The sequence below is a fragment of the Streptomyces sp. NPDC058371 genome (assembly GCF_042723265.1).
Taxonomy (GTDB): Bacteria; Actinomycetota; Actinomycetes; order Streptomycetales; family Streptomycetaceae; genus Streptomyces.
This window is the reverse complement of the sequence record NZ_JBHXJC010000006.1, coordinates 162,507-175,312: the sequence shown is the minus strand read 5'-3', so window position 1 is coordinate 175,312 and position 12,806 is coordinate 162,507. Positions and strand designations below refer to the sequence as shown.

Annotated in this window: 9 protein-coding genes; 5 read left to right on the top strand and 4 right to left on the bottom strand. The window is 70.7% G+C overall.

The genetic code is table 11. From position 1 onward, the window contains the following. Positions 1-128: 128 nt before the first annotated feature. Positions 129-1,082: a CAP domain-containing protein gene (locus tag ACFWM2_RS20395; RefSeq protein ID WP_383281511.1), complete on the bottom strand. Its 954-nt coding sequence runs from the start codon at positions 1,080-1,082 to the stop codon at positions 129-131. A gap of 142 nt (positions 1,083-1,224) precedes the next feature. On the opposite strand from ACFWM2_RS20395, the gene ACFWM2_RS20390 reads away from it, so the two are divergent. The 4 genes from ACFWM2_RS20390 (at position 1,225) to ACFWM2_RS20375 (ending at position 7,687) form a co-directional block, all read left to right on the top strand. Further along, complete coding sequence (locus ACFWM2_RS20390; protein WP_383281508.1) at positions 1,225-1,506, top strand: acylphosphatase; 282 nt, start codon at positions 1,225-1,227, stop codon at positions 1,504-1,506. Positions 1,507-1,887: 381 nt separating this feature from the next. After that, the gene (locus ACFWM2_RS20385) at positions 1,888-2,088 is read left to right on the top strand and encodes a hypothetical protein (RefSeq protein ID WP_383281505.1); all 201 of its coding nucleotides are present in this window, start codon (positions 1,888-1,890) and stop codon (positions 2,086-2,088) included. A 215-nt stretch (positions 2,089-2,303) separates the two neighbouring features. Continuing rightward, positions 2,304-5,942, top strand: a complete 3,639-nt coding sequence (gene smc / locus ACFWM2_RS20380) for a chromosome segregation protein SMC (protein WP_383281503.1) — start codon at positions 2,304-2,306, stop codon at positions 5,940-5,942. A 332-nt stretch (positions 5,943-6,274) separates the two neighbouring features. Beyond that, the gene (locus ACFWM2_RS20375; protein WP_383281500.1) at positions 6,275-7,687 is read left to right on the top strand and encodes a sugar porter family MFS transporter; all 1,413 of its coding nucleotides are present in this window, start codon (positions 6,275-6,277) and stop codon (positions 7,685-7,687) included. 117 nt (positions 7,688-7,804) lie between these two features. Here ACFWM2_RS20375 and ACFWM2_RS20370 read toward each other — a convergent pair whose 3' ends face one another. Next, the gene (locus ACFWM2_RS20370) at positions 7,805-8,785 is read right to left on the bottom strand and encodes an LLM class flavin-dependent oxidoreductase (protein WP_383281497.1); all 981 of its coding nucleotides are present in this window, start codon (positions 8,783-8,785) and stop codon (positions 7,805-7,807) included. Positions 8,786-8,872: 87 nt separating this feature from the next. Next, positions 8,873-10,324, bottom strand: coding sequence for a cytosine permease (locus ACFWM2_RS20365; protein ID WP_383281494.1), 1,452 nt, complete (start codon positions 10,322-10,324; stop codon positions 8,873-8,875). A 174-nt stretch (positions 10,325-10,498) separates the two neighbouring features. Here ACFWM2_RS20365 and ftsY point away from each other — a divergent pair, with 174 nt between their 5' ends. Then, a complete protein-coding gene (gene ftsY, locus ACFWM2_RS20360) occupies positions 10,499-11,713 on the top strand; it encodes a signal recognition particle-docking protein FtsY (RefSeq protein WP_383281491.1) in 1,215 nt (404 codons plus the stop codon). Positions 11,714-11,796: 83 nt separating this feature from the next. Here ftsY and ACFWM2_RS20355 read toward each other — a convergent pair whose 3' ends face one another. Continuing rightward, the gene (locus tag ACFWM2_RS20355; RefSeq protein WP_383281488.1) at positions 11,797-12,459 is read right to left on the bottom strand and encodes a bifunctional DNA primase/polymerase; all 663 of its coding nucleotides are present in this window, start codon (positions 12,457-12,459) and stop codon (positions 11,797-11,799) included. Positions 12,460-12,806 lie beyond the last annotated feature (347 nt).

Below are 12,806 nucleotides of genomic sequence, written 5' to 3'. Positions count from 1 at the left end.
GAGTCTCGCGGGCATCGCGCGGACCTCTGAGGGTCTCGGTACAGACGCGGAAGGGGGGGAACCCCGTGGGGGGGTCGCCCCTCCCTCCCGCCTCCCGCCCCCTTCCCCCCCCCCCGAGGCGCCGACTGCTAGTAGCCGAAGTCCTGCGTCCACCAGGGGCCGCCGGAGGCGAAGTGCGCGCCGACTCCCAGCGTCTTGAAGTCGCAGTTCAGGATGTTCGCCCGGTGGCCGGGGCTGTTCATCCAGGCCTCCATGACCGCCTCGGCGGTGGCCTGGCCGCGGGCTATGTTCTCGCCGCCCAGGTCGGTGATGCCGGCCTTCGCCGCCCTGTCCCAGGGGGAGGCCCCGCTCGGGTCGGTGTGGTCGAAGAAGTCGCGCGTGGCCATGTCCTCGCTGAAGGCCGCGGCCAGCTGGGACAGCCCGCTGTTCGCCGCCACCGCGCTGCAGCCGATCTTGGCCCGCTCCTCGTTGACGAGCCGCAGCACCTCGGCCTCGGCCGCGGTCTCGGCGGACACCGTCGCCGGGGCGATGGTCTTCGGCGCCTTCGTGGCCGCGTGGCTGGGCTTCTTGGTCGCCTGCGGCTTCTCGGGCTTGGCGGACGGCTTCTTGGAGGGCGTCGCCGACGGCTTCTGAGGGGTCTTCGTCGGCGCGGCGGAGGGCGAGACCGAGCGCTCGGAGCCGCGGCTCGTGGAGCTGTCGTCCTCGCGGTCGTCCGCGGCACCCGACGTGCCACCCTGCTCGGTCTCCAGGTTCGACGGGGTGTTGGCGGCCTGGACCTTGTCCGAGCCGTTGCCGCCGCCGAGGGAGTAGCCGTCACTGCCGGGCAGTACGCCGGCGGCCATCGCGGCGGTGCCCAGAGCGACCGCGGCGGAGACGCCGAGAAGACCGGTGCGCACGGGCGTCGCGGCCTTCTTCTTGCGGTGCGAGCGGGCAGCGGCGCCGTGCGGGAGGTCGGCCACCGCGGCGTAGCCGTACAGGTTCTCCGGCCCGTAGCTTTCCGTGCGTGACCGATGTGTATCGGTGACCCCGGTGGCGCGGCTTGTGGCGGCGCGGCCGGCGTCGGAGCGTCGGTGGCGTCCCATCTCTTGGCCTTCCTCATTCTTGCGGTCAGCTTCACTCACTCGAACGAGTGAGTTTCATATGAGACTCATTGGGTCGGGACGGTACCCCATGGCGCGAGGGGAGGAAGTGTCCAGAGAGACTTTGTCCCGTTAGCGTGCACCCATGAACGAGGATGTACGGCTCGTCGCCTGGGTGCGCGGACGGGTCCAGGGTGTGGGTTTCCGCTGGTTCACGCGGGCCAAGGCGCTGGAGATCGGCGGGCTGAGTGGTTTTGCTCTCAATTTGGACGACGGACGGGTCCAAGTGGTCGCCGAGGGCCCCCGAATCGACTGCGAGGGGCTGCTGGACTGGCTGCACGGGGACGACACACCCGGGCGGGTGGACGGAGTCACTGAGATATGGGACACGCCTCGCGGGATCTACGACGGCTTCGCCATCCGCTGACGGCGACGGCGGAAACCCCCGGAGCCGGACCGTCAGGACATGCCGGAGGCACCTGCCGGGAGCAGAAAGGTGCTGGTGGTTGCCAAGAACGGCTTGTCGTGGCAGGCTCCGCGGTTAACGATGATCTCCACGCCCTCGGGGCCCCGCAGGAGTAGCAGCGCCGCCCGCTTCGGGCCGCGTGCCCCCGGGTTGCCCGCCAATACGGGGCGTGATCGTGTTGACCGTCAAACTTTTTGGTGAGACGCTGAAAGCCCCGCGCACCTTAGCTGTTTGGCATGTAGGAACGGCAGCAAGAACTCAAAAGTGTCAAGCATCGCGGGTGCGATTCCCTCACGACCCACACCGCTTCGGTCGGTCACTCAGTGTGGAGGACCATCCATCATGGCAAAGGCGCTTCTCGGTTACGTCGGCGGCTCCGACCCGCGGCTCATCGCCGAGATGCGACGGCTCCAGCAGCGCGTCCAGGACCTCGAATCCGAGCTTGTACGGATCCAGGCCGAAAACGACTCGCTCGCGGCTGCCGCTTCTCACGACCCCTTTGAGAGCATCGACGTACCCCAGGCGGAGCCTGCGCTCACCTGATCGCTGCACCGCTTTCACGACAGCAGTGGTTGGGGCAGCCCCATCAACATCAACCGCTAAGTTGTCAGATTTGCAAGGGACGCCTCCTCGGCGTCCCTTCTTCTTGCCCCCCCGCGCTCTTCACTCTCTTTAACGGATGGTGTGCCCTGCACGTTCATGGGTGAAACCGCGCGTTCATGGAGTGAGACAGGGCGCGAAAGGTAGAGTCCGGCGGCGTGCACCTCAAGGCCCTCACCCTGCGCGGGTTCAAATCGTTCGCCTCGGCGACCACGCTGCGGTTCGAGCCGGGCATCACGTGTGTCGTGGGCCCGAACGGCTCGGGCAAGTCCAATGTCGTGGACGCGCTGAGCTGGGTCATGGGCGAGCAGGGGGCCAAGTCGCTGCGCGGCGGCAAGATGGAGGACGTCATCTTCGCCGGCACGACCGGGCGCCCGCCGCTCGGCCGGGCCGAGGTGTCGCTCACCATCGACAACTCCGACGGCGCGCTGCCCATCGAGTACGCCGAGGTCACCATCACGCGGATCATGTTCCGCAACGGCGGCAGCGAGTACCAGATCAACGGCGACACCTGCCGGCTCCTCGACATCCAGGAACTGCTCTCCGACTCCGGCATCGGCCGCGAGATGCACGTCATCGTCGGCCAGGGCCAGCTCGACTCCGTCCTGCACGCCGATCCGATGGGCCGCCGCGCCTTCATCGAGGAGGCAGCGGGCGTCCTCAAGCACCGCAAGCGCAAGGAGAAGGCGCTGCGGAAGCTGGACGCGATGCAGGCGAACCTGGCCCGCGTCCAGGACCTGACGGACGAGCTGCGGCGGCAGTTGAAGCCCCTCGGGCGGCAGGCTGCGGTGGCCCGCAGAGCGGCGGTGATCCAGGCCGACCTGCGCGACGCCCGGCTCCGGCTGCTCGCCGACGATCTCGTACGGCTGCGGCAGGCGCTGCGGGCCGAGGTCGCCGACGAGGCCGCGCTCAAGGAACGCAAGGACTCCGCCGAGGCCGAGCTGCGGAAGGCGCTGCAGCGCGAGGCGCTGCTGGAGGACGAGGTCCGGCAGCTCACGCCCCGTCTCCAGCGCGCCCAGCAGACCTGGTACGAACTCTCGCAGCTCGCCGAGCGGGTGCGCGGCACGATCTCGCTGGCCGACGCGCGCGTGAAGAGCGCCACGTCCGCGCCCGACGAGGAGCGGCGCGGACGCGACCCCGAGGACCTGGAGCGGGAGGCCGCCCGGGTCCGTGAGCAGGAGGCCGAGCTCGAAGCGGCTCTGGAGGCGGCCGAGCACGCGCTGGAGGACACGGTCGCGCACCGCGCCGAGCTGGAGCGTGACCTCACCGTCGAGGAGCGCCGGCTCAAGGACGTGGCCCGGGCCATCGCCGATCGGCGCGAGGGCTTGGCCCGGCTCAACGGCCAGGTCAACGCGGCCCGTTCCCGGGCCGCCTCCGCCCAGGCCGAGATCGACCGGCTCGCCGCCGCCCGGGACGAGGCCCAGGAGCGCGCGGTCGCGGCACAGGAGGAGTACGAGCAGCTGCAGGCCGAGGTCGACGGGCTCGACGCGGACGACGCGGAGCTGACGGAGCGGCACGAGGCCGCGAAACGAGCGCTCGCCGAGGCGGAGACCGGTCTCACGGCCGCCCGCGAGGCGGCCACGGCCGCCGAACGCAGTCGCGCCGCCACCCAGGCACGGCACGAGGCCCTTGCCCTCGGGCTGCGCCGCAAGGACGGCACGGGCGCCCTGCTGGGAGCCCGGGACCGGCTCACCGGTCTGCTCGGCCCGGCGGCCGAACTGCTCTCGGTCGCCCCCGGTTTCGAGGTCCCGCTCGCCGCGGCCCTCGGTGCGGCGGCGGACGCGATCGCGGTGACGACCCCGGCCTCGGCGGCCGAGGCCATCCGTCTGCTGCGCAAGCAGGACGCGGGCCGGGCGGCGCTGCTGCTGTCCGGAGCACCGGAAGCGCCGGCCGCGCACACGGGTGCGGGCACCGGCCCGGACGGAGCGCGCCCCGCGGCGGCGACGACCGCCTCCGGGCCGACCGGCGACGTACGTCCGCAGCCCCAGAGCAGTGGTCCTCCGCTCGCCGCCGACCTCGTCCGCGGTCCCGCCGAACTGATGCCCGCCGTACGGTGGTTGCTGCGCGGGATCGTCGTGGTCGGAACCCTTGAGGATGCCGAGGACCTCGTCTACGCGCGGCCGGAGCTGACCGCGGTCACCGCCGAGGGCGACCTGCTGGGGGCGCACTTCGCGCACGGCGGGTCCGCCGGAGCGCCGAGTCTGCTGGAGGTGCAGGCGTCCGTCGACGAGGCGGCGGCGGAGCTCGAGGAGCTGGCCGTGCGGTGCGAGGAGCTCGGGGAGGCGCAGCACCGGGCCGCCGAGCAGCGCGGGGAACGGGCCGCCCTCGTCGAGGAGGCGGGGGAGCGGCGGCGGGCCGCCGAGCGGGCGAAGTCCTCCGTCGCACAGCAGCTGGGCCGGCTGGCGGGGCAGGCGCGCGGCGCGGCGGGAGAGGCCGAGCGGAGTGCCGCCGCGGCCGCCCGGGCGCAGGACGCGCTCGACCGCGCCGTCGAGGAGGCCGAGGAACTCGCCGAACGGCTCGCCGTCGCCGAGGAGATGCCGGTGGAGGAGGAGCCGGACACGTCCGTACGCGACCGGCTCGCCGCCGACGGCGCCAACGCACGGCAGACCGAGATGGAGGCCCGGCTCCAGGTGCGTACGCACGAGGAGCGGGTCAAGGGGCTCGCCGGGCGGGCCGACGGGCTGGACCGGGCGGCACGGGCCGAGCGCGAGGCACGCGCGCGTGCCGAGCAGCGCCGGGCCCGGCTGCGGCACGAGGCGGCGGTCGCCGAGGCCGTCGCCTCCGGAGCGCGGCAGCTGCTCGCGCACGTCGAGGTGTCACTCGCCCGGTCCGACGAGGAGCGGACCGCCGCGGACGCCGCCAAGGCCCGGCGCGAGCAGGAGCTGACCCAGGCCCGCACCGAAGGACGCGACCTCAAGGCCGAGCTCGACAAGCTGACGGACTCGGTCCACCGGGGCGAGGTGCTCGGGGCCGAGAAGCGGATGCGGATCGAGCAGCTGGAGTCGAAGGCGCTGGAGGAACTCGGCGTCGAACCGGCGGGTCTGGTCGAGGAGTACGGCCCGCAGCAGCCGGTGCCGCCGTCGCTCCCCGCCGAGGGCGAGGAACTCCCGGAGGACCCCGAGCACCCGCGCAACCAGCCCCGGCCGTTCCACCGTGCCGAGCAGGAGAAGCGGCTCAAGTCCGCCGAACGGGCGTACCAGCAGCTCGGAAAGGTCAACCCGCTCGCCCTGGAGGAGTTCGCCGCGCTGGAGGAACGCCACAAGTTCCTCAGTGAGCAGCTGGAGGACCTGAAGAAGACGCGGACCGACCTGCTTCAGGTGGTGAAGGAGGTCGACGAGCGCGTCGAGCAGGTCTTCACCGAGGCCTTCCGGGACACGGCCCGCCAGTTCGAGGGCGTCTTCAGCCGGCTGTTCCCCGGCGGTGAGGGACGGCTGATTCTGACCGATCCCGACAACATGCTCACCACGGGTGTGGACGTCGAGGCCCGGCCCCCGGGGAAGAAGGTCAAGCGGCTCAGCCTGCTCTCGGGCGGCGAGCGGTCGCTGACGGCCGTGGCGATGCTGGTGGCGATCTTCAAGGCACGGCCCAGCCCGTTCTATGTGATGGACGAGGTCGAGGCGGCGCTCGACGACACCAACCTGCAGCGCCTGATCCGGATCATGCAGGAGCTCCAGGAGGCCTCCCAGCTGATCGTGATCACCCACCAGAAGCGCACGATGGAGGTCGCCGACGCGTTGTACGGCGTCTCCATGCAGGGCGACGGTGTGTCGAAGGTGATCAGCCAGCGGCTGCGCTGACGCGTCCTCCGCAGTGCCCGCGATCCGAGCGTCGAGCTCCCCTTCGGCAGCCCCGCCGGTCCCTTCGGGAGGCCCGTCGGCTTGTCCTCCGTTCCTCGGGGTAGACGGACCATGTCCCTGGGTTGAGTTCAAGACTTGAACACAAGTGCAGGATGCCGGGGGTGGAAATTCACAGTAAGCGACTATTGACTTCGAAACTTGAAGGCATAGTCTCTGCAACGTTGTCTTTACCTTCAGGTGGTGGGTGTCGCGAAGTTATGCGCCACTGGTAGGACCACTGAAGGGCTTCGCCCCCACCCCCGGCAGTGAGGCCGGTGGCCCGAGGAGTACACGTGACCAGCACAGCGCAGGAGTCAGGAGCCAGGGCGGCTCACCCCGATCATCTCGGGCACGTCATCTTCATCGCGGCGGCGGCCGCGATGGGCGGTTTCCTCTTCGGCTACGACAGTGCCGTGATCAACGGCGCCGTCGAAGCCATCCGGAGCCGCTACGACATCGGCTCCGGAACCCTGGCCCAGGTCATCGCCATCGCGCTGATCGGCTGTGCCATCGGCGCCGCGACCGCCGGTCGCATGGCGGACCGCATCGGCCGTATCCGTTGTATGCAGATCGCCGCCGTGCTGTTCACGATCAGCGCCGTCGGTTCGGCGCTGCCCTTCGCGCTGTGGGACCTCGCCTTCTGGCGCATCATCGGCGGATTCGCCATCGGTATGGCCTCCGTGATCGGCCCCGCCTACATCGCCGAGGTCGCGCCGCCCGCGTACCGAGGACGCCTCGGCTCCTTCCAGCAGGCCGCGATCGTCGTCGGCATCGCCATCTCGCAGCTGGTCAACTGGGGCATCCTGAACGCCGCGGACGGCGACCAGCGCGGCAAGGTGATGGGCCTCGAGGCATGGCAGGTCATGCTCGGCGTGATGGTCGTCCCGGCCGTGCTCTACGGTCTGCTCTCCTTCGCGATCCCCGAGTCGCCGCGCTACCTGATCTCCGCGGGCAAGGACGTGCGCGCTCGTGAGGTGCTCATCGAGGTCGAGGGCGACCACATCGACCTGAACGCCCGGGTCGTCGAGATCGAGCTCGCCATGCGGCGCGAGCACAAGTCCACCTTCAAGGACCTGCTCGGCGGCACCTTCTTCTTCAAGCCGATCGTCTGGGTCGGTATCGGGCTCTCGGTCTTCCAGCAGTTCGTCGGCATCAACGTCGCGTTCTACTACTCCTCGACGCTGTGGCAGTCGGTCGGTGTCGACCCGTCGGAGTCGTTCTTCTACTCGTTCACGACGTCGATCATCAACATCATCGGCACCGTGATCGCCATGATCTTCGTGGACCGGGTCGGCCGCCGGCCCCTCGCGCTCATCGGTTCCGTCGGCATGGTCGTCGGTCTGGCCCTCGAGGCCTGGGCCTTCTCCTACCACCTCGTCGACGGCAAGCTGCCGGCCACGCAGGGCTGGGTCGCCCTGATCGCCGCCCACGTCTTCGTCCTGTTCTTCGCCCTCTCGTGGGGTGTGGTCGTCTGGGTCTTCCTCGGCGAGATGTTCCCGAACAAGATCCGCGCCGCCGCGCTCGGTGTCGCCGCCTCCGCGCAGTGGATCGCCAACTGGGCCATCACCGCGAGCTTCCCGTCGCTGTCCGACTGGAACCTCTCCGCGACCTACGTGATCTACACGGTCATGGCCGCCCTCTCGATCCCCTTCGTGCTCAAGTTCGTGAAGGAGACCAAGGGCAAGTCCCTGGAGGAGATGGGCTGACCCATCGGCTTCGCGCGACTCCCCAGGAGTCCCGCGAAGGCTCCCCGAAGCTCGGGGAGAAGGGCCAAGTCCCCGCTGCCCCTCTCCTCGTACTCGTAAGAGACGTACCGCCCCGGCTCAGCCTTCGAGGTCCTTGAGCCGGGGCAGCACGTTTTCGCAGAACAGGTGCAGGCTGCGCCAGCCCTCGTCGACGGGCATCCCGCCGGACAGCGGGTGCAGGACATGGTTGTCCAGGCCCAGCTCCAGGCACTGGTCGGGCGTGAGGATCCGGTAGACGCCCTCGGCGCGCAGCTCGTCGACGGTGGTGGCTGCCGACTTCACCGCCGAGCGGATGTCACCGGACTGCCAGGAGGCGTACGTCCGCGCCTCGTGCAGGAAGTGCTCGCCGTACTCGGCCCACACCTGGTCGGGATCCTCGGCGATGTGCAGCAGCGGTGTGACGGCCGAGGGCATCATGGTCCAGCCCTCGGTGCCGTACTCGATCAGCTGTTCCTTGTAGTACGCCTCGAGTTCGGGCAGATGCGCGCTCGGGAAGAACGGCAGGCCGAGGCGGCCCGCCCGCCGTGCCGCCGCCTTCGAGGAGCCGCCCACCAGCAGCAGCGGGTGCGGATCGGAGAACGGGCGCGGGGTGATCCGCACCCGGCGGCCGCGGTACTCGAACTCCTCGCCCGTCCAGGCCTTCAGCACCGTCTCCAGCAGCTCGTCCTGGAGCTTGCCGCGCCGCTTCCACTCCACGTCGAAGAGGGCGTACTCCTCGGGCCGGTAGCCGATGCCCGCGACCGTGATGAGCCGGCCGCCGCTGAGCAGATCCAGGACGGCGATCTCCTCGGCGAGGCGCAGCGGGTCGTGCAGCGGGCCGATGACCGCCGAGACGGTGACCGCGATGTGCCGGGTCGCGCCGAAGACCGCGCCCGCGAAGGCGAAGGGCGAGGGCAGCCAGTTGTTGGCGACGCCGTGGTGCTCCTCGGTCTGCACGGTGGTGATCCCGCGATCGTCGGCGTACGCGGCCATCTCGACCGCCGCCCGGTAGCGGGCGCTCAGCGACGCGGGCGTGGCGTCGGGCTCGACGAGGTTGAAACGTACGACCGTTACGGGCATGGAGAAGTCCCCCTTCACCGAGCGGTGGGGTGCCGGTGAAGGGGGACGGTAGCTGACGGGGCGTCAGACGGCCAGGGGTGCGGCGGTCTAGACGGCCGCGGGCGCCGGCTCCTGCGTCGCGTCGGCCTGCGCGGTGGCGGGGACGACCGCCGGCTTCGGCAGGACGGCGTACAGCAGGAAGGAGATCACGACGGTGGCCACCCAGCCGAGGCCGTACTCGCCGACGGGGTTGTTCGCGGCCAGCGGTCCGGTGAACCAGTCGGACGTGGTGAACAGCAGGCCCGAACCGAGGCCCACCGCCCAGGCCGCGACCGCCGCCGGGCTGAAGCCGCCGCGGTACCAGTAGGCGCTGGTGCGCGTGGTGTCGAGCAGCGCCTCGGCGTCGTACTCCGTGCGGCGCAGCATGTCCGCGCCGAAGACACCGACCCAGGCCGAGAACGCGACCGCGAGCAGCGAGAGGAAGGCGATGAAGGACCCCATGAAGGAGGTCGCGACCAGCATCAGGACGCCGCCGAAGACCAGCGAGATCACGGCGTTGACCGAGACCGCCCAGTGGCGCGGCACCTTGAAGCCGAGGGTCTGCGCGGTGAAGCCCGCCGAGTACATCGACATCGAGTTGATCAGCAGCATCCCGACCAGGGCGATGAGCAGATACGGCACCGCGATCCACAGCGGCAGGATCTCGCCGAGAAACGAGACCGGGTCGGCCGCCGAGGCCAGGTCCGGCGTGGAGACCGCCATCACCGCGCCCATCAGGACCATGGGGAGGACCACGATGCCGGCGCCGCCGATGGAGTTGCGCACGATCGCCGCGGACGACGCCGTACGCGGCAGATAGCGCGTGAAGTCCGGCGACGACGGCACCCAGCTGATGCCGCCCGCGGCTATCAGACCGACACCCGTGATCATCAGAGCCGTCGGACCCGCCGGCCGGTCGAAGACCTGGCCCCAGTCCGTGTCCACGACCAGATAGCCGAGGACCAGCACGGAGAAGCCGCCGAAGAGGTACGTCGCCCACTTGTTGCACTTCTGGACGGCGCTGATGCCCAGGCCCGAGATCGCGAACGTGGTGACCACGAAGAGCAGCAGGGTCACGATGATCAGGAACGTGCTGCTCCGGATGCCGAAAACGATGTCCAGGACGGTGAGCAGGGCGTAGGCGCCGGTCACCGCGTTGATCGTCTCCCAGCCCCAGCGGGCGATCCAGATCAGCGAGCCGGGGAGCAGATTCCCGCGCTGCCCGAAGACCGCGCGGGACAGGGCCATGCCGGGGGCGCCACCGCGCTTGCCGGCGATGCCGATCAGCCCGACCAGGCCGTACGACACGATCGGCGCCGCGACGCCGACGGCGAGGGCCTGCCAGAAGTTGAGTCCGTACGTGACGGCCAGGCTCGCGCCCATCGTCAGCAGCAGGACGCTGATGTTGGCGGCCACCCAGGTGGGGAACAGTTCCCGGGTCCTGGCGGTGCGCTCGGCAGGGGGGACGGGCTCTATGCCACGGGTTTCGAGGGCGCCATCGGATGCTGCGGTGGTGCTCATGTAGCGGGGTCCGTACCTCTCGCTCGGCTCGGCGGGGAGCCGGTGGGGGAGTGGGGGGCGAAGGCCGCCAATCATCGTACTTTAGGCCGAGTGGTTCCTCGAATCGGCTTATGTGCCCTGGAGGAAAACACGGGCTGGGTCACCGGAAGAGCCATGGCCGATACTGGGTGGGTTATGGAAACCGTCATCCTTGCTGTAGTCATCGCCGTGGTCGTGATCGGCGCACTCGGCGGCCTCGTGGTCGGCACTCGCCGTAAGAAGCAGCTGCCCCCGCCGCCCCCCGCCGCGCCCGACCTCACCGCCCCGCCGGCCGAGCCGCACGTCGGCGACGAGGCCGAGACGCCGCGCGACGAACCGCGCCGCACGATAGAGGAGGTGGATCTTCCCCTCGTCGAGCCGGAGCCGTCGGCCCCCGTCGTCGAGGAATCCGCGCCGCCGGCCGAGGCTCCCGCCCTCGAGGTCCCGGAGCCGACCGCCGGGCGTCTGGTGCGGTTGCGCACCCGGCTCTCCCGCTCCCAGAACGCACTCGGCAAGGGGCTGCTCACGCTCCTGTCGCGCGAGCACCTCGACGAGGACACCTGGGAGGAGATCGAGGACACGCTGCTCACCGCCGACGTCGGCGTGCTGCCCACCCAGGAACTGGTCGAGCGGCTGCGCGAGCGCGTCCGGGTGCTCGGCACGCGGACCCCCGAGGAACTGCGCGCCCTGCTGCGCGAGGAACTCCTCACGCTCCTCGTCCCCGAGTTCGACCGCGAGGTCAAGACCGACTCGAACCTGGACACCCCGGGCATCGTGATGGTCGTCGGGGTCAACGGCACCGGCAAGACCACCACCACCGGCAAGCTCGCCCGCGTGCTCGTCGCCGACGGCAAGAACGTGATCCTCGGCGCCGCGGACACCTTCCGTGCCGCCGCCGCCGACCAGCTGCAGACCTGGGGCGAGCGCGTCGGCGCCCGCACCGTGCGCGGCCCCGAGGGCGGTGACCCCGCCTCGGTCGCCTTCGACGCGGTCAAGGAGGGCATCGAGGAGGGCGCCGACGTCGTCCTCATCGACACCGCGGGCCGGCTGCACACCAAGACCGGCCTCATGGACGAGCTCGGCAAGGTCAAGCGCGTCGTCGAGAAGCACGCGCCGCTCGACGAGGTGCTGCTCGTCCTCGACGCCACGACCGGGCAGAACGGCCTTGTGCAGGCCCGGGTGTTCGCCGAGGTCGTCGACATCACCGGCATCGTGCTGACCAAGCTCGACGGCACCGCCAAGGGCGGCATCGTCATCGCCGTACAGCGCGAACTGGGCGTGCCGGTCAAGCTGGTGGGCCTGGGCGAGGGCGCGGACGACCTGGCGCCGTTCGAGCCGGAGGCGTTCGTTGACGCCCTTGTCGGAGAGTGATCGCCTACCGGTAGGCGAGCGAAGAGGCGCCCGTCCCCACGGTGCAAGGGGGCGGGCGCTTCGCTGTGCGGTGACGGCCGGCGCTACACGCGCGAGCGGTGCGCCACGTAGGCCAACGTCCCCAGGAGCAGCCGCGCCTGGGGCGGTCGCGTCGCCGAATCCAGTTCGGGCGGGCGCAGCCAGCGGACCGGACCGAGGCCACCGCGGTCGGAGGGCGGAGCCGTGACGAACGCGCCGGGGCCCAGGGCGTGCAGGTCGAGCGCGGCGTCGTCCCAGCCCATGCGGTAGAGCAGCAGGGGCAGTTCGGCCGCCGCGCCGGGGGCGACGAAGAAGTGGGCGCGGCCGCCCGGTGTCGCCGCGACCGGTCCGAGCGGGAGCCCCATGCGTTCGAGGCGGACGAGCGCGCGGCGCCCGGCGGGCTCGGCGACCTCGATCACGTCGAAGGCGCGGCCCACGGGCAGCATCAGCGCCGCGCCGGGGAACTCGCCCCAGGCCTCGGACACCTGGTCGAGCGTGGCGCCGGCCGGGACGGGCGAGGCGAAGTCCAGCGGATGTGCGCCGGGCGCGGGGCAGTCGGCCTTTCCGCACGAGCACGAGCCGCCCGCGGCCCGGGCACCGGGGACCACGTCCCAGCCCCACAGCCCGGTGAACTCGGCCACGGCGGTGCACTCCGACGAGCGGCCGCGGCGACGTGTGCCGGACCGGATGTCGCGAATTCCCCGAGTGCCGCCGATCGTGAAGCCCATGCCCCCTCCAACGGGTCCAGCGCGCCGGTGGTTACGTGACGGATGCGGTACGTGACTCTGTGTTCCCGGCTTCCCGGTCCTGCACGGTCCAGGCGGCGCACGGAGGTGTCCCGGGTGGTGCGCTCGGCCGCGCGCGCCCCTGCGCACACCGCTCCGCCCACCTTCGGCCGTCATGTGTCAAGTGAATCGCGTGGAGGGGAGCGGGAGTTCATTCGAAGGGGTGGCGAATGGTGGCGTTTCCCCGATCGCCATGGCTGGACCCGTGATCGTAGGATTACTTTGAGTGCACGAGTCCTGGGGACGCATGTACTCGTGGGTATGCCGGAGGCAACTCGGCATCCCGTTCG